The organism is Sorangium sp. So ce836 (genome assembly GCF_028553905.1).
GTDB classification, from domain to species: domain Bacteria; phylum Myxococcota_A; class Polyangia; order Polyangiales; family Polyangiaceae; genus Sorangium; species Sorangium cellulosum_D.
Window position 1 is genome coordinate 1,109,077 of the sequence record NZ_CP102233.1, and the last position, 16,526, is coordinate 1,125,602.

Here is a 16,526-nt window from a genome sequence, read left to right on the forward strand (position 1 = left end):
CGGGCCCGCCTTTCGCCGGCGACGCGGCGCCTCGACCGCTCTCACGCCACATCAGCCCGCGCTGATCGGGATCTGACGGGGCTTGAGCGACGCGCTCTTCGGCAGGTGAATCCGCAGGACGCCCGCCTGGAGCTCCGCGGAGATCCTGTCCGAGTCGATGCCCTGCGGGACCACGAAGCTGCGACGGAAGTCCGGCAGGTTGTCCGCGCTCTGCTCGCGCTCGGCCGCGTCGGCGCGCCGACCCTCGAAGCTCAGCTCCCCCTTCTCCAGGCGAATGGCCAGACGATCCTGCGTCACACCCGGGAGATCCGCCACGACCAGGAGCTCCTCGGCGTTCTCGTAGATGTCCACCGCCGGGGGCACCGCAGGGCGCTGCTGGATCTTCTCAGGGTTGGTCTCAGCGCGGTTCGTCAAGTTGCGATCGGTGCTCATCTTCTTCACTCCTTCCTCGCCTTCTTCAGTGCATTCCAAATCCGCTGCTCGCGGGAGCGCCCCTCTCCGTCGGCTCCCGCCCGCCTCAGCGCGCCGTCACCGTGATCTGCCGCGGCTGCGCCTCGGCGGCCTTGTTCAGCGTCAGCGTCAGCACGCCGTTCTTCAGCACCGCGGTCGTCTTCTCGGGATCGACCTTGCTCGGCAGCGTGAAGCTCCGGCTGAAGCGCACCCCGCCCCGCTCCTTGCGGTGGACCAGATACCCCTCGGGCGCGTCCGACTTGCGCTCGCCGCTCACCGTCAGGACGTCCTGGTTGAGCGAGATCTGCACGTCCTTCTCCGTCAGCCCAGGAAGATCCGCCTTCACGACCAGCGCGCTGCCCGTGTCATACAGGTGGATGCGCGGGCCAGGCGTGTACCGGGGCGACTGGTCGAACTCGCCGCGGAGCGACGAGCGGGGCGCGTCGTAGTCCTCGAACACCCGATCCATCCGCCGGCGAAGCTCATCCATCATGGCAAACGTGCGATCGAAATCCGTGTAACGGTTCAGCATGACGACTCCTCCGTGACCCCCGCGCGCGGCGCGCGCCGGGGCCTCGCCCGCGGCGCCGTCACCCTGCTCGCGACGGCCCTTTTGTTGTAGCGTTACGGGACCTTGGCTCCGAGAGCCGGTCTCTTCGCACCGCCCAATCTTCGCACGCCGCCGATGGTGTCAAGAGCCGGGCCAGCCACCTCTCCCCGCACCAGACCGCCAGGAAAAGCGGACACGACAGCCACGGCCAGCCTCCCGCAGAGGACCTCCAGGACACCCGCAAGACGCCCCCGGCAAGCTCCAGCAAGACGCTCCGGCCGCGCGCGCCCGGCAGATCGACCAGCCTGAACGACCCTAGAAATGCATTCCTGAAATTGCTACGAACCATGGACATGCCGAACCGCCCGCCCGCCGCCCGCCGCTCGTGGACCGCCCGCCTCCTCGCGGCCGCGTCCGCCGGAGCGCTGTCCCTCGCGCTGATCTCGGGCGCCGCGCTGGCGCTGCCGACCGTGGGCGACCGGGCGCCGAACGCGCGCGTCGAGGACGCCGACGGCCGCGAGCTCCAGCTCAAGGCGCTGCGGGGCAAGCCGATCCTCATCATGTACGAGGACAAGGACTCGACGGCGCAGAACCAGGCGCTCAAGGACGCGCTGGCGAAGCTCGCGAAGGGCGACCGCTACCGGCGAGCCATGGCCGTCACCGCGATCGCCGACGTGAGCTCCTACGACTTCTGGCCGGCGAAGGGGTTCGTGAAGGACGCCATCCGCGAGGAGTCGCGGAAGGTCCGCGCGACCATCTACTGCGACTGGGACGGCTCCTTCCGCGAGGCCTACCGCCTCCGCCGCGGCATCAGCAACGTCGTCCTCGTCGGCAAGAGCGGCCAGGTGCTCTTCGCGGCCGAGGGCAAGCTCAAGCCCGAGGCGCAGACGAGGGTCCTCGACCTGCTCCGCAACGAGGTCGAGGGCTGACCGCGGCGCGCGCCGAGGTCGAGGGCCGACCGAGGCGCGCGCTCAGCTCGCGTCCTTGCGGCGCCGGCGCGAGAGCAGCGCCGACTCGACCTGCGTGCGGATCTCCGTGATGTCCGCGGCCGCCACGATGCCGCCGCGCGCCTCGATGAACGGCCGGAGCGCCTCGGAGCCCGCGCCGCCCACGATCCACGCCGCGTCCCGGCAGGCGTCGGCGTAGGCGTCGACGAGCTCGCGCGCGGTCGGCGGCGGCGGCGGGATCGCGACCGTCAGCGCCACCATGTCCGGCGCGAGCGACTCGACCGCGCGCGCGATCGCGGCGGGCGGCGTCCGCGGGCCGAGCACGATCGAGCGGAAACCCCACGCGCAGAAGCGCAGGCCGATGCCGAACAGCCCGAGCACGTGATCCTCGTCGGCGAAGGCGGCGAGCAGCACGCGCCGGCCGCTCTCGCCCGGCTGCGCGAGCCGCAGGAGGTGCACCAGCGTCGCGCCGAGGACCTGCGAGGCGAGGTGCTCCTGCGCGACCGTGATCTTCCCCTCGTGCCAGAGATCGCCGATCCGCTCGAGCGCCGGGCCGAGCGCGCGCTCGAAGATCGTCACCGCAGGGCCGAGCGAGAGGGCCCGGTTCACCTCGGCCTCGAGGCCGTCGGGATCGAACCGGATCGCGGCGTCGACGATGCGCTCGCTCGCGCCCGCGAACGCGTCGCCGCCGTTCGAGGGCGCCGGCGCGCGCGGCGCCTCCGTCTCGAGCACCATGCGCGCCGCCTCGGCGGCCGCCATCCCGCCGTTCACGTAGTCGCGCATCTTCTTGATCACCGCGACGTCGTCATCGCTGTACAGGCGGTACGCCGACGCCGTGCGCGCAGGGGACGGCACGCCGTACCGGCGCTCCCACGCGCGCAGCGTCGCCGAGGACACGCCACACATCTTGGAGACGGCATGGATTCTGTAGCGGCTCACGTGGACAACCCTGGTCGACCCGCCGGGCCGCAGCCGCCAGCGCCGGCTCGACGCGCCGAGCCGACGGGCAGCGAGGCCCAGGAAGGTCATCTTGTGCAGATGCTTTCGCCTTTGTCAAAGGCTGGGACAAACTTTATACTCGCCGCCATGCAAAACACCAGCGCTTCGTCGGCGCAGGAAGAGCGGCCCGGCGCCTCGCCGGGCGAGGACGGGGCTGCCCCGCCGCTGGCGGGCCGCCGGGGATCCAGGCCGCGCGCCGTCGTGATCGGCAGCGGCTTCGGGGGGCTCGCGGCGGCCGTGCGGCTCGGGGTGCGGGGCTACGAGGTCACGGTCGTCGAGAAGCTCGACGCGCCGGGCGGGCGCGCGTACGTGCACCGGCAGGACGGCTTCACCTTCGACGCGGGGCCGACCGTCATCACGGCGCCGTTCCTCTTCGAGGAGCTCTGGCAGCTCTGCGGCCGGAAGATGGCCGACGACATCGACCTCAGGCCGGTGACGCCGTTCTACCGGATCCGCTTCCACGACGGCGTGACCTTCGACTACACGGGCGACGCCGCCGCGATGCGCGCCGAGGTCGCGCGCCTGTCACCCGGCGACGTCGCGGGCTACGAGCGCTTCGTCAAGATGAGCGAGGCGATCTTCCGCGTCGGCTTCGAGGAGCTCGCCCACGTGCCGTTCGGGTCGTGGACGGACATGGCGCGCATCGTGCCCGACATGATGCGGCTCGAGAGCTACCGCACGGTCTACGGGCTCGTCGCGAAGCACGTGAAGGACGACCGCCTGCGCCAGGTGCTGAGCTTCCACCCGCTGCTCGTCGGCGGGAACCCGTTCTCGACCACCTCGATCTACAGCCTGATCGCGTTCCTCGAGCGCAACTGGGGCGTGCACTTCCCGATCGGCGGCACCGGCGCCCTCGTGCGCGGGCTCGTGGCCCTCATCGAGGGGCTCGGCGGGTCGGTGCGGTGCGGCGCCGAGGTGCGGCGCATCGCGGTCGAGGGCGGCCGCGCGCGGGGCGTCGAGCTCGCGTCGGGGGAGCGGCTCGCGGCCGACGTCGTGGTCTCGAACGCGGACTCGGCGTGGACGTACCGGCACCTCGTGGCGCCCGAGGCGCGGCGGCGCTGGACCGACCGCCGCATCGAGCGGCAGCGCTACTCGATGAGCCTCTTCGTGTGGTACTTCGGCACGCGCCGGCAGTACCCGGACGTCGCGCACCACACCATCCTCCTCGGCCCGCGGTACAAGCCGCTGCTCGAGGACATCTTCCAGAGGCACGTGCTCGCAGACGATTTCAGCCTGTACCTGCACCGGCCGACCGCCACGGACCCGGCCCTCGCGCCGCCCGGGTGCGACGCGTTCTACGTGCTGTCGCCGGTGCCGAACCTGCTCAGCGGCACGGACTGGCCCGCGACCCAGGAGCGCTACCGGCGCTCGGTCGCGGCGCTGCTCGAGGCGACGCTCCTGCCGGGGCTCGAGGGCGCGCTCGCGAGCTCGCGGCTCCTCACGCCGCAGGATTTCCAGGACCGGCTGCTGTCGTTCCGGGGCGCGGCGTTCGGGCCGGAGCCGGTGCTCACGCAGAGCGCCTTCTTCCGGCCCCACAACGCGAGCGAGGACGTCGAGCACCTCTACCTCGTCGGGGCAGGGACGCACCCGGGGGCCGGCCTGCCCGGGGTGCTCTCGTCGGCGCGCGTGCTGGATCGGGTGGTGCCGGATGCATCGACCTTCCGTTGAGGCGTCGGCGGCGGACTTCGCCGCGTGCAGGGCGCTCCTGCGCAAGGGGTCGAAGAGCTTCGCCGCCGCGGCGCTCCTCCTGCCCGCGCGGGTGAGGGAGCCGGCCGCGGCGTTCTACGCGTTCTGCCGCGTCGCCGACGACGCGGTCGACGAGCTCGGCGAGCACGCCCCGCCGTCCGCGGCCGCGGCGGCGGTGGCGGCCCTGCGCGAGCGGCTCGCGCGCGCGGCGACGGGCCGCCCCGACGACGGCCCCGTCGACCGGGCGCTCGCCCACGTCATGGCGGCGCACGCGCTGCCGCGCGCGTTCATCGAGGCGCTGCTCGAGGGGTTCGCGTGGGACGCGGAGGGGCGCCGCTACGAGACGCTCCCGGAGCTGAACGCCTACGCGGCGCGCGTGGCGGGCGCCGTGGGCGCGACGATGTCGACGCTCATGGGGGCGCGCGGGCCCGACGCGCTCGCGCGGGCGTGCGATCTGGGCGTCGCCATGCAGCTCACGAACATCGCGCGCGACGTCGGGGAGGACGCCCGGCGCGGGCGGATCTACCTGCCGCTCGCGTGGATGCGCGAGGCCGGGATCGAGCCGGACGCGTGGCTCCTGCGGCCCGCCTTCGACGACCGGCTGGGGCGGATCGTCTCGCGGCTGCTCGCCGAGGCGGAGGTGCTCTACCGCCGCGCGGGCGCCGGGATCCCGATGCTGCCGCGCGACTGCCGCGCCGCGATCCAGGCGGCGCGGCTGATCTACGCGGACATCGGGCGCGCCGTCGCGCGCCGCGGCTTCGACTCGGTGTCGGCGCGGGCCGTGGTGTCGCCGGGCCGCAAGCTGTGGCTGGTGCTGCAGGCGCTCGTCCGCAGGCCGGTCGCGCCGGCGGAGGAGCGCGAGCTCGGCGCGGCGCCGCCGCTCGACGAGGTCCGCTTCCTCCTGGAGGCGGCCCGATGAGCGCCGGGGCGGGCGGCGCGGCGGCGCGGGAGCTCGACGCGGCGCGGGCGCGCGTGCGCGAGGCGGGCGGCGAGGCGCTGCTCGCGCGCCTCGAGCACCTCGACGCGGCGCGGGCCGAGCCCCCGCGGCCGGCGGCGGCGCCGCGGCCGCCGGGCCGGGGCGCGGCCGTCGATTTCGACGTCGTCGTCGCGGGCGGCGGGCTGTCGCTCCTGCTCGCGCCGATGCTCGCGTCGGCCGGGCTGCGGGTCGCGGTGCTCGACCGGGCGCGGATCGGCGCGGCGCACCGCGAGTGGAACGCCGGGACGGCCGAGGTGGCCGCGCTCGAGGCGTCGGGGATCTTCGCGCCGGGCGAGGTGGGGCGGCTCGTGGTCGCCCGCTACGTCGAGGGGCTGTGCCGCTGGCACGGCGGCGGGACGTACCCGGTGCGCGGCGTGCTCGATCACGCCATCGACGCGGGGGGGCTGCTCGCCGCGGCGCGGGCCCGGGCCGAGGCGCTCGGGGTGACGCTGCTCGACGGGCACGCGCTGCTCGGGCACGCGGAGGGTCCGGACGCGGTCGCGCTCGCGGTGGCCGAGGCGCGGCCGGGCGCCGCGCCGCGCGGCCTGTCCGCGCGGCTCCTCGTCGACGCGCGCGGCGCGGCGAGCCCCTACGCGACCGCGGATCTGGTCTGTCCGACGGTCGGCGGCGTGCTCGCGGGGCTGGCCGAGGGCGACGGCGCGCGGCGGATCCGGCCGGACGTCGGCGAGATCCTCGCCACCACGGAGGACGTCGAGGAGGGCCGGCAGCACCTCTGGGAGGCGTTCCCGGGGCGGCCGGGCGAGACGACGGTCTACCTCTTCTATTACGCGCGCTCCGGGGACGTCGGGCCGGGCGCGCTCCTGTCGCTCTACGCGCGGTTCTTCCGGCTCCTCTCGCGGTACAAGGAGGGCGACGCGCGCCTCGTCCGGCCGACGTTCGGGTTCATCCCCGGCTGGTCGCGGCTGTCGGCCGCGCCGCGCGCGCCGGGGCGGCGGGTGCGGCTCGTGGGCGACGCGGCGGCGCGGCACTCGCCGCTGACGTTCTGCGGCTTCGGCGCGAACGTCCGCGAGCTCGCGACCACGGCCGCCGATCTGGCGCGCGCGGTGGCGGACCCGAGCGCGCCGAGCACGGCGCGCGACGCGCCGGTGCACTCGGGCACGGGCGCGCTCGCGGCCCTCATGGCGAGGCCGGCCGGCGGGGCGAGGGCAGGGGAGATGAACGCGCTCCTCAACACGGCGTTCGCCGTGCTCCACGCGATGGGCGACGACGCCTACGCGGCGCTCCTGCGCGACGAGATGCAACCCGCCGATTTTGTTCGGTTTTTGCGGGAGACGGCGGCGCGGCGGCCCGAGGTGTACCGCGAGGTCGTGAGCGCGCTGCCGCTCCGGGCCATCGGCCGCTGGGGCGCGGGGCTCGCGCGGGAGCTCTACCGCGCGCGCTGAGAGGGCGCGTCCTCCGCGGCGCCCGCCGCCGCCCGGCGCGCGAGGACGAGGGGCCCGAGGAACAGGCCGAACGGCGGGCCCCCGGTGCTGTGGTGGACGCGGTGCGCGTCGCGGACGCGCGCGAGGTAGGGGATGCGCGCGAGGCCCGAGACCGGGAGCCGCCGGTGGACGAGGCCGTCGTGGACGAGGACGTACGCGAGGCCGAAGGCGGTCATGCCGAGGCCGAAGCCGAACGCGGCCTCGCGCAGCGGTCCCGGCGCGCCCTCGCCGCCGTAGATGATGAGCCCGGCGGCGATCGGGGCGTGGAGGAACGCGAGCGCGTCGTTCTGCTCGAAGGCGCCGCGCCGCTTCATGTGGTGGGAGCGGTGGATGCTCCAGAGGGCGTGATGCCAGACCCTGCCGTGGAGGAGCGCGGCCCACACCTCCATGATCGCGAAGGCGGCGAGCGCCGTGGCGATCCAGATCGCGAGCGTCATCGCGCCCTCCGCATGCGGAACGGCAGGAGGAACTGCACCCAGGGGCTGGCGAAGCGGTCGAGCGAGAGGGCCTCGTGGACGACCGTCGCCGGCTTGCCGCCGAACGTCGCGGCCGCGAGGGAACGCGCGTAGAACGGCGTGTCCTCGTAGGTGCGGAGGAGCCGCGGCGAGGAGCCCGGGTCGGCGGCGATCTCCCGCGCCATGCCCCAGCGCGTGTCGCCGAGCGGCCGCGGGGCGAGCGGCGGGAGCTCGCGCGCGCCGCCCCCCGCGTCGAACGCGGGCGAGAGGAGCACGCGCGTGCCGTCGCGGCGCCGGACATCGTAGGTGAGGGCGATCCCGTCCGACCCGAGCGCGCGCGACCAGGTCCAGCGGTCGAACGCGCGCTCGAGCGGCTCGTCGCCGGCGTTCGTGTCGAGGTACGCGCTGCCGGAGAAGCGCAGCGACGGGTGCGCGAGCTCGACCTCGGCGCGCGCGATCGGCGCGAGCGGCGACCAGCGGTGCCGCCCCCACCGGTCCAGCGCGACCCCGGCGCGCGCGCCCAGCGCCGCGGGCTCGGGCGCGGACGGGCGGAGGCGCACCGTCCCGGCGAGGCGCGAGGGGACCGGCGCCGTGACCTCGTCGAAGGCGACGCGGAGCTCGCCCCCGGACCACTCCATCACGCTCGGGCCGATGGCGAGCGACCGCGGCGCCCGGAAGACGGCGCCCCGCGGCCGCTCGGTCAGCGCCCAGCGATCGGCGCGCGGGCCGTACAGCGCGACGTTCATCGCGCAGTGCATGAGCGGGTCCGCGGCGCCGCGCGCGCGGGCCCTGGCGTAGTACGGCGAGAAGACGCTCCCGAGCATCGCGATGATCGTGATCGCGCTCCGGCCGTCGTCGCTCACCGCGTCCAGGTACCACCAGGCGTAGCCGCCGCTCGGGATCTCGAGGTCGAAGCGAGGTCCTCCATCACGCTCCGCGCCGCCAGCTGGCCGCTCAGCGCCGCCATCGGCACGCCCGCCCCCGGGTGCGCGCTCCCACCGGCGAAGTACAGGCCCGGGAGCTTCGAGCGCGAGGCCGGGCGCGCGAAGGTGGAGTTCCACCCGTGGGACACCGGCCCGTAGAGCGCGCCCCCCGTCGCCGGGAACATGCGCTCGAAGTCCGCCGGCGTCGTCGCCACCGGCGAGGGGCCGGTGCTCTTCAGCGAGAGGCCGAACCGCTGCAGCTGCTGGAACACGCGCTGTTCCCATTCGTGGATCTCCGTGGATGAGGGGGTGTGCATATCACCGGTCGCAGGGGCGTTGACGATGAAAAACAGGCGCTCTTCTGCAGGCGTGGGCGCGGGCGCGGGCGTCGCGGCGAGCTCGGGGGACGGCTGGTTCCAGCGGTCCTCGGCGCAGATGAAGATGGTGGGGTCGCGCGGGGCCTCGGCGCGATCGAAGAGGTGGCGGAACTCGGCCTCGTAGTCCCTCGAGAAGAAGACGTTGTGCCGGAGCAGGGGAAAGCCGCTCACCTCGGCCACGAGCGCCAAGGTGACCGCCGAGAGCGACCGCGGCGCCTCGGCCGGGGCCTTGCGGGCGGCGCGCTGGCCGAACAGGCCGCTCCGCAGCGCCGCCGGGTCGGCGTTCATCACGATCGCGTCGGCCTCGATGCGCTCGCCGCCCTCGAGCACGACGCCCGCCGCCCGGCCACGGCCCTCCTCGATGCCGGCGACGTGCGCGCCGCAGCGCAGGGTCGCCCCGGCGCGGGTCGCGGCCGCGGCGAGCGCCTCGGCCACCCGGTACATCCCGCCCTCGGGGAGCCAGACGCCCTCGCGCTCCACGTGCGCGATGACGCTCAGCGTCGCCGGCGCGAGGTACGGCGACGAGCCGCAGTAGGTGGCGTAGCGCCCGAACAGCTGAAGCAGGCGCGCGTCCGCGAAGAAGTCGCCGAGCGCGCGGTGGAGGGTGCGGTGCCCGTCGATCTTCATCATCCCGCCGAGGCCCAGGCTGCCCGCCGTGCTCAGGATCGTCTTGAGCGTGGGCCGCTCCGCGCGCAGGAACGGCGCCTCCACCACGTCGAAGATCTCGCGCGCGTACCGGCAGAACCGGCGGTACCCGTCCGCCTCCCGCGCCCCCGCGAGCGCGCCGATCGCATCCGCGCTGCGCTCGAGGTCCGCGAAGAGATCGAGCGTCGAGCCGTCCGGCCAGGCGTGGCGCGCGAGCGTCTCGACCGGGCGGAGCGGCACGCAGTCCCCGAAGCTCTGCCCGAGCGACGCGAAGATCTCGTCGAAGACCCACCGCATCGTGAGCGCCGTCGGGCCGACGTCGAGGCGGCGATCGCCGATGGCCACCTCGCGCATCTTTCCGCCGACGCGCGCCGCCCGCTCGAGTAGCACGACGTCGAGCCCGTTCGATGCAAGGAGCGCGGCCGCGGTCAGCCCGCCGATGCCCCCGCCGATCACCACGACGCGATCTCGTGTGTCCACCATGGAGCCGCAGTGTACCCGGCGCGGGTGGTTTGTCTATACTTTGTTTAACTAGTGTTCAAACTGTTGACAATCCCTTGATCATCGCCCAAAACTCGGCCGATATGGATTTCGATCGCCGGATCGAGCGCGTCCTTCTCGTCGCCATCGAGTCGCTCTCCTCGCCCGCGTCGCCGCCCGGGCTCCTCGCGGCGACGCACCACGCCGTCTTCCCTGGGGGCGCCCGCATCCGGCCGCGGCTCTGCCTGGCCGTCGCCTCGGCGTACGGCGATCCTGCGCCGGAGGTCGCGGACGCGGCGGCGGCGGCGGTCGAGCTCATCCACTGCGCTTCGCTGGTCCATGACGACCTCCCGTGCTTCGACGACGCGCCGTTCCGGCGCGGCCAGCCCTCGGTCCACCGGGCCTTCGGCGAGCCGATCGCGGTGCTCGCCGGCGATCAGCTGATCGTGCTCGCCTTCGAGGCGCTCGCGCGCGGCGCGTTCCACGCGGTGGCGAGCGGGGTGTCGGACGCGCGGCGGGCGGTCCGGTTCTTCGAGGTGCTCGCGGGCGGCGTCGGGATGCCCCAGGGGATCATCGCCGGGCAGGCGTGGGAGTCGGAGGCGAAGGTCGCGCTGTCGGCGTACCGGCGCGCGAAGACGGGGGCGCTGTTCGAGGCGGCGGCGACGCTGGGCGCGCTCTCGGCGGGCCAGGACGGGGCGGCCTGGGGGGACCTCGGGCAGCGCATCGGCGAGGCGTACCAGGTCGCGGACGACGTGCTCGACCTGATCGGCCAGCCGGAGGACATGGGCAAGCCGGCGGGGCGGGACGGGGCGCTGGGGCGGCCGAACACGGCGCTGGAGCTCGGGCTCTCGGGGACGACGCGGCTGCTCCAGCGGCTCATCCAGGACGCGGTCGAGTCGGTGCCGCAGTGCCCGCGGGCCGATGACGTGCGGTCGTGGGCGGTCGAGCTGGGGGACAGGCTCCTCCGGGCGTGCGCGAGGCGGGCGGCAGTCCCGAACGTGAGCTCCGCGTAGCGGGCTCTGCTCGGCGTGACGGCCCCCGAGGGGGGAGCTCGGCGGCCGTCCGAGACTTAGGGGTTGCGGAGGAACAGGGCTGTTTGCGCGTCGCCGGACGGAAGCGATAAACGAGCTTCGGGAAAGGCCTTAATGCGGCGTCGATATGAGACAGAGCGCGTGCGGGCCGGCTCGACGAACCGTGTTTGGAGTGCCATCCTCGGCAGGCCTTTCCGCGCCTGCCGCGGCGGGCATGGGCGTGGGGCGGCGCGGAGGGGATATGCCCTGCGCCTCGTGATGCAAGGGGTGGATCGTAGTCCGCGATCGGGGGGATTGGGGATGAGGGCGATTCGGGAGCAGCACGCCACCATCGTTTCTCGCAAGCTCGAGGCCGACAGCCCAGGGGGAATGCGCGAGGCGATCACCTCCGTCGAGCAGCTCGCGCGCGTCGCGCGAGGGCGGCTCCGGGACCGGGTGGTGGACGTCGGGAGCCCGACGAACGCAGGCCTCCGGGGCGCGCCGAGGAGCGCGAGCTTCGTCCGGTCAAGCGCCGCCGTGCCGCTGCACGTGTCGCGCATGCTGCTCGATCGACACCAGCTCGCAGCCCACGCGCTCGCCCACCTCTACGCGGAGATCGAGGCCTGCAGGGCGCTCGCCAGCTGGGCGTGCGAGACCGGCGGCGAGGCCAGGCCCGTCGCCGAGGCGCACGCCGGAGCGCTGCTGCTCTCGCTGCGCGGAGGCGTCGATCTGGGGGGCGGCGAGATCGCGCCGCTCGGCGAGTTCGAGCTCCGCGACGACGAGGTCGCCAAGGCGATCGGACACCCCGCGGTCACCGCGTGGGCGCGCGACGCGGGGTCGGGCGCGGCCGTGGCAACGCTCGCGCGCACGGCCGCGGAGCAGGGGATCCCCGGCTGCGGCGGCGCCGAGGACGAGCGCGTCGGCTGGATACGGCACAACATGCGCGACTTCGTGGAGCGCCTCGTCGAGCCGCTCGCCCCGGAGATCCACCGGCGCAACGGGCTCATCCCGGAGTCGATCGTCCGCCGCATGGGGGAGTTCGGGGTGTTCCGGCTGGCCACCGCGCCCGAGCACGGCGGCGATGGGCTCGGCGCGGCCGCCATGGCCGCCGCCGTCGAGGAGCTCGCGCGCGGGTCGCTCGGCTTCGGCGTGCTCACCATGACCGCCTCCACCGCGGCGGACCTCCTCGCCCGATCCGGCACGGACCTCCAGCGCAGGACGTGGCTGCCGCGCATCGCGGGCGGCGAGGCGCGCTGCGCCCTCGCGCTCTCGGAGCCCGCCTACGGATCCGACCTCGCGCGCGTCGCCACGCGCGCCGAGCGCCAGGCCGATGGCAGCTACCTCATCACCGGCAAGAAGACATGGGTCACCGGCGCGTCGCGCGCCGACCTCGTGCTCACCCTCGCGCGGACCACGACGCCCGGCGGACAGGGGCAGCAGCCGCTCGGGCCAAGCCTCTTCGCCATCGCCAAGCGGCGCGGCGCGCCCGGCGCCGACTTCCCGGACGCGGGGATCGCCGGGGCCGAGCTGCGGGCGCTCGGACAGCGAGGCATGGGCCATTACGAGCTCCGGATCGAGGGGCTCCAGGTCGGCCGCGAGGCGCTGCTCGGCGAGCGCGAGGGCGAGGGGATCGCCCAGCTCCAGCGGTCGCTCGCGATCGGCCGCGTCTACGCGGCGGCGTGCGGCGTGGGCGTGGCGCAGGCCGCGCTGGAGCTCGCGCTCGAGCGGGCCAGGACGCGCGTGCAGTTCGGGTCGCAGCTCATCTCCTTCCCGCGCGTGGCGCACCGGATCGGCGGGCTCATCGCCCGCGTCGCGGCCGCGCGCCAGCTCACGCGCGCCGCCGCGCAGGCCGCGGACTCGGGGCAGCCGTGCGAGCTCACGTCCGCCATGGCGAAGCTGTTCTCGAGCCGCGTCGCCTGGGACGCGGCCGACGCCTGCATGCAGGTCCACGGGGCGAACGGCTACGCCGAGAGCTCGGTCCCGGCGCGGCTCCTGCTCGACGCGCGCAGCCTCGCGTTCCACCTGGGCACGCGCGAGGTGCTCGCGCAGGGCATCGCGCGCGCCCTGCTCGAGGGATCGCTGCCCTGAGCGGGCCCGCCCCGGCGCGGCGCGGCGCGCGGGCGCACGCGGCCGTGGGCGCCCGCGCCACGCCGGGCCAGCGCGCGCGGGCGGCGCCGTCGTCAGCGGTGCGCGCCTGTGCCATCATCGCGCGGACCGATGGTCCGCGTCCGCTCTCCCCGCTACGGCCGCAAGCTCGACGATTTCACGGTGGGCGCGGTGTACGCCCACCCCTGGGACGTCACCGTCGACGAGGGGATGCTCGCGCTCTTCGCGGCCTCGTTCCAGGACGCGATCCCGACCTACTCGAGCCGCGTCGCCGCCCGATCGGTGGGGCTCAGGGACAGGCCGGTGAGCCCGCTGCTGCTCCTCAACCTCGGGATCTCCTTCAGCGTCCACGACGTGAGCGAGCAGGCGATCGCGCACCTCGCGTACATCGACGTGCGCTTCCCGGAGGCCTGCTATCCAGGGGACACGCTGCGCGCGAGCTCGATGGTCATCGGCAAGAAGCCGGTGTCCACGGGCGACAAGGGCGTCGTCCACGTCCGGACGCAGGTGGTGAACCAGGACGGGCTGCTCGTCTGCTCGTTCGAGCGCAAGGCCCTCGTGCCCCCCGGCCGCGTCGCGGAGCGCCCCGCGGACGCGCCGCACGCGGTCGTGCAGCCGGACGAGCCCCCGGGGCGCCTGCCGAGGGAGCTCGGCGGCCCGCTCGCGCCGCCGGCGCGCCACGGCGGCTTCGCCTGCTTCTGGGAAGACTTCGAGGTGGGCGACGTGCTCACCCACGAGGTCGGCCGGACGGTCGGCGACAGCGAGCACATGCAGCTCGCGACCCTCCTGCGCAACTCCCACCCGCTGCACCTCGACGAGCAGTACTGCAAGGCGAGCTCCTTCGCGAAGACGCGCGTCGTCCACGGCGGGCTCGTGCTGTCCTGGGTGCTCGCGCTCTCGAGCCGGGACACGGCCGGGTGCGGCGTATGGGACCTCGGCCTCGACGACGGCGCCCACCCGAGCGGCGTCCTCGCAGGCGACACGCTCTTCGCCGCGTCGAAGGTGATCGCCCGGGAAGAGGCCGGCGCGGGCGCGGGGAGCGTCACGTTCCGGATCGTCGGCGTGAAGAACACGCCGCCCCGCGCGCTGCTCGAGCAGGGGGCCGACCTGTTCACCCCCGAGCTCGGCAAGGCCGACGGCAGGGTCAAGGAAAAGGTCGTGGAGATCACGCGAACGCTGCTCGTGCGGCGACGGAGCTAGGCGCGCTCGCGCGCCGCGACCGCGGAGCGCGCCGCAGAAGAGGGATCCCCCGCGGGGCGCGCCGCGGCATACAATGCGCGTCATGAGCACCGGCGCTCCGCGACGAGGGACAGAACGGCCATGAGCGCGGCTGCGAGCCGTGAGCTCGACGCGCTCCGCGCGCGCGTCGCCGAGCTGGAGCAGGCGCTGTCGCGCGCCGAGGCGTCACTCCAGCGCGGCTCCAGCGCGGACCGGCCCGCGGCGCCGATCCGCGCGCGGGGCCCCGTCGCCATCGGGTCGGAGGCGCAGCTCGACGAGGCCGAGCAGGCGGCCCAGATGGGCAACTGGCTCTGGGAGCTCGACTCGAACCACGTCACGTGGTCGCGGCAGCTGTTCCGGATCCTGGGCTGCGATCCCGCGACGGACAAGCCGTCGACGGAGGCGTTCCTCGCGGCCGTCCACCCCGACGACCGGGAGCGGATGCACGCCGGCCTGACGCTGGCGATCGAGACCGGCGAGGGAACCGGCGCGAGCGCGTTCCGCGTGCGCCACCGGGACGGCACGGTGCGGGAGTGCCTCCTGAGCAGCCTGCCCGTCGTCGAGGGGGCGGGGCCGCCCACCCGGTTCTTCGGCGCGATCGTCGACCTCACCGAGCGCCGCCGCGCCGAGCAGGAGCTCCGCCGCAGCGAGCGCATGCTCAACGAGGCGCAGCGCATCGCCCAGGTGGGCAGCTGGTCCTACGACCTCGCGTCGCGGACCATCCGCTGGTCCGAGGAGCTCTTCCATATCCTCGGCGTCAACCCGTCGGTGCGCCCGACGTTCGAGCTCTTCGCGAGCCTCATCCACCCGGAGGACCGCCACCGCGTCTTCGGCGGCGCGGAGAGCGCGTCGCCGCTCGGCATCGCGAGCCCCGTCGAGTGCCGCGTCGTGCGCCCGTCGAGCGGGGAGCTGCGGCACGTGCAGATGGCGGCGCAGCTGCTCACGGACGACGCCGGGGCGATCACCGGGCTCGTCGGCACGAGCCTCGACATCACCGAGCGCCGGCGCCTCGAGGAGCAGCTCCTGCACAGCCAGAAGCTCGAGGCGATCGGGCGCCTCGCCGGCGGGGTCGCGCACGACTTCAACAACATGCTCACCGCGATCTTCGGGCACAGGGAGCTCGCGGTGCGCAAGGTGCCGCCGTCGTCGCCCGTGCTCGATCACCTCACGCAGATCGGCACCGCCGCGGAGCGCGCCGCGGCGCTCACGCGGCAGCTGCTCGCGTTCGCGCGCAAGCAGCTCATCCAGCCGACCGTGGTCGACCCGAACGCGCTCATCCTCGGCGTCGAGCCGCTCCTCCGCCCGCTCGTCGGCGAGGACGTGGAGCTCGCCGTGCTGCCGGGGGGCCAGGTCTGGCCCATCCACATCGATCGCGGCCAGTTCGAGCAGCTGCTCATGAACCTCGCCGTGAACGCGCGCGACGCGATGCCCGCCGGGGGCCGCCTGACCATCGAGACCGCGAACACGACGATCGAGGCGGGCGACGCGGCGTCGAGGCCCGAGATCGAGCCGGGCGACTACGTGGAGCTCACGGTCACCGACACCGGGCAGGGCATCGACGACGCCATCCGGCACTACGTGTTCGAGCCGTTCTTCACGACGAAGGAGCCGGGCAAGGGGTCGGGGCTCGGGCTCGCGACGTGCCACGGCATCGTGAAGCAGCACGGCGGCCACATCTGGTTCTCGAGCGCCCCCGGCCAGGGGACGCGCTTCACGATCTGCTTCCCGCGCGTGCGCGGCGCGCCGTCCGAGCAGCCCGCGAGGGCGCCCTCCGCCGTCTCTGGGGGCGGGGAGACGGTGCTCGTCGTGGAGGACGAGGCGCAGGTGCGCGACCTGTGCGTCACCGCGCTGCGCTCGTTCGGGTACTCGGTCCTCGCGGCGCGGAACGGCAAGGAGGCGGTCGCGCTCGCGGCCACCTACTCAGGCGCCATCCACCTGCTCGTGAGCGACGTGGTCCTGCCCGACGCGCGCGGCCCCGCGCTCGCGGCGGCGCTCGCCCGCGCGCGCGCGCCGCTGCCCGTCCTGTACGCGTCGGGCTACACCGAGGACTCCCTCTTCCCGGGCGATCTGCTCGACGGGTCCGTCCACTTCCTCGCCAAGCCGTACACGCCCACGCAGCTCGCGAAGGCGGTGCGCGCCGTGCTCGACGCGTCCGCGCAGGCGCGGCGGGCGAAGGGCCCGGGCGACGCGCCGCCGCCGGCGGCCGCCGAGCGCCTGCAGTGAGCGCGCCCGCGCGCGACGGAGGGCACACACAGCGGAGCG

General features: G+C 74.5%; 14 protein-coding genes. 8 read left to right on the top strand and 6 right to left on the bottom strand.

The window, feature by feature from the left end:
- Positions 1-51: 51 nt before the first annotated feature.
- Together NQZ70_RS04210 and NQZ70_RS04215 are read right to left on the bottom strand one after the other, a co-directional pair.
- Positions 52-432, bottom strand: a complete 381-nt coding sequence (locus NQZ70_RS04210; RefSeq protein WP_237245014.1) for an Hsp20/alpha crystallin family protein — start codon at positions 430-432, stop codon at positions 52-54.
- Positions 433-517: 85 nt separating this feature from the next.
- Complete coding sequence (locus NQZ70_RS04215; protein WP_129573057.1) at positions 518-982, bottom strand: Hsp20/alpha crystallin family protein; 465 nt, start codon at positions 980-982, stop codon at positions 518-520.
- 371 nt (positions 983-1,353) lie between these two features.
- Here NQZ70_RS04215 and NQZ70_RS04220 point away from each other — a divergent pair, with 371 nt between their 5' ends.
- Positions 1,354-1,929, top strand: a complete 576-nt coding sequence (locus tag NQZ70_RS04220; RefSeq protein WP_237245015.1) for a YtfJ family protein — start codon at positions 1,354-1,356, stop codon at positions 1,927-1,929.
- Positions 1,930-1,971: 42 nt separating this feature from the next.
- Here the strand turns inward: NQZ70_RS04220 and NQZ70_RS04225 are convergent, their stop codons facing one another.
- A complete protein-coding gene (locus NQZ70_RS04225; protein ID WP_129573059.1) occupies positions 1,972-2,976 on the bottom strand; it encodes a MerR family transcriptional regulator in 1,005 nt (334 codons plus the stop codon).
- A 57-nt stretch (positions 2,977-3,033) separates the two neighbouring features.
- Between NQZ70_RS04225 and NQZ70_RS04230 the strand changes: the two genes are divergently transcribed.
- The 3 genes from NQZ70_RS04230 to NQZ70_RS04240 are packed head-to-tail and all read left to right on the top strand — an operon-like array spanning position 3,034 to position 7,011.
- Positions 3,034-4,614 carry a phytoene desaturase gene (locus tag NQZ70_RS04230; RefSeq protein ID WP_237245016.1) on the top strand — a complete coding sequence of 527 codons (1,581 nt, stop codon included), beginning with the start codon at positions 3,034-3,036 and terminating at the stop codon, positions 4,612-4,614.
- Positions 4,595-5,551 carry a phytoene/squalene synthase family protein gene (locus tag NQZ70_RS04235; RefSeq protein WP_129573060.1) on the top strand — a complete coding sequence of 319 codons (957 nt, stop codon included), beginning with the start codon at positions 4,595-4,597 and terminating at the stop codon, positions 5,549-5,551. The genes NQZ70_RS04230 and NQZ70_RS04235 overlap by 20 nt, the downstream gene beginning before the upstream one ends.
- On the top strand, positions 5,548-7,011 hold the full coding sequence (locus NQZ70_RS04240; RefSeq protein ID WP_129573061.1) for a lycopene cyclase: 1,464 nt from the start codon (positions 5,548-5,550) through the stop codon (positions 7,009-7,011). Before NQZ70_RS04235 ends, NQZ70_RS04240 begins: the two co-directional genes overlap by 4 nt.
- On the opposite strand, the gene NQZ70_RS04245 is transcribed toward NQZ70_RS04240, so the two are convergent.
- From NQZ70_RS04245 to crtD, 3 genes are read right to left on the bottom strand one after another with little or no spacing between them, the layout of a single operon-like run.
- Positions 6,996-7,487 carry a sterol desaturase family protein gene (locus NQZ70_RS04245; RefSeq protein ID WP_129573062.1) on the bottom strand — a complete coding sequence of 164 codons (492 nt, stop codon included), beginning with the start codon at positions 7,485-7,487 and terminating at the stop codon, positions 6,996-6,998. The genes NQZ70_RS04240 and NQZ70_RS04245 overlap by 16 nt on opposite strands.
- The gene (locus tag NQZ70_RS04250) at positions 7,484-8,368 is read right to left on the bottom strand and encodes a carotenoid 1,2-hydratase (RefSeq protein ID WP_129573063.1); all 885 of its coding nucleotides are present in this window, start codon (positions 8,366-8,368) and stop codon (positions 7,484-7,486) included. Before NQZ70_RS04250 ends, NQZ70_RS04245 begins: the two co-directional genes overlap by 4 nt.
- Positions 8,365-9,933, bottom strand: a complete 1,569-nt coding sequence (crtD, locus tag NQZ70_RS04255) for a 1-hydroxycarotenoid 3,4-desaturase CrtD (protein WP_129573064.1) — start codon at positions 9,931-9,933, stop codon at positions 8,365-8,367. Before crtD ends, NQZ70_RS04250 begins: the two co-directional genes overlap by 4 nt.
- 101 nt (positions 9,934-10,034) lie before the next feature.
- Here crtD and NQZ70_RS04260 point away from each other — a divergent pair, with 101 nt between their 5' ends.
- From NQZ70_RS04260 to NQZ70_RS04275, 4 genes are all read left to right on the top strand, one after another.
- A complete protein-coding gene (locus tag NQZ70_RS04260) occupies positions 10,035-10,943 on the top strand; it encodes a polyprenyl synthetase family protein (RefSeq protein ID WP_129581136.1) in 909 nt (302 codons plus the stop codon).
- Positions 10,944-11,261: 318 nt separating this feature from the next.
- Positions 11,262-13,028, top strand: coding sequence for an acyl-CoA dehydrogenase family protein (locus NQZ70_RS04265; RefSeq protein ID WP_237245018.1), 1,767 nt, complete (start codon positions 11,262-11,264; stop codon positions 13,026-13,028).
- Positions 13,029-13,157: 129 nt separating this feature from the next.
- On the top strand, positions 13,158-14,246 hold the full coding sequence (locus tag NQZ70_RS04270) for a MaoC family dehydratase (protein ID WP_129573065.1): 1,089 nt from the start codon (positions 13,158-13,160) through the stop codon (positions 14,244-14,246).
- A gap of 120 nt (positions 14,247-14,366) precedes the next feature.
- Complete coding sequence (locus NQZ70_RS04275; RefSeq protein ID WP_129573066.1) at positions 14,367-16,487, top strand: PAS domain-containing sensor histidine kinase; 2,121 nt, start codon at positions 14,367-14,369, stop codon at positions 16,485-16,487.
- Positions 16,488-16,526: the final 39 nt, after the last annotated feature.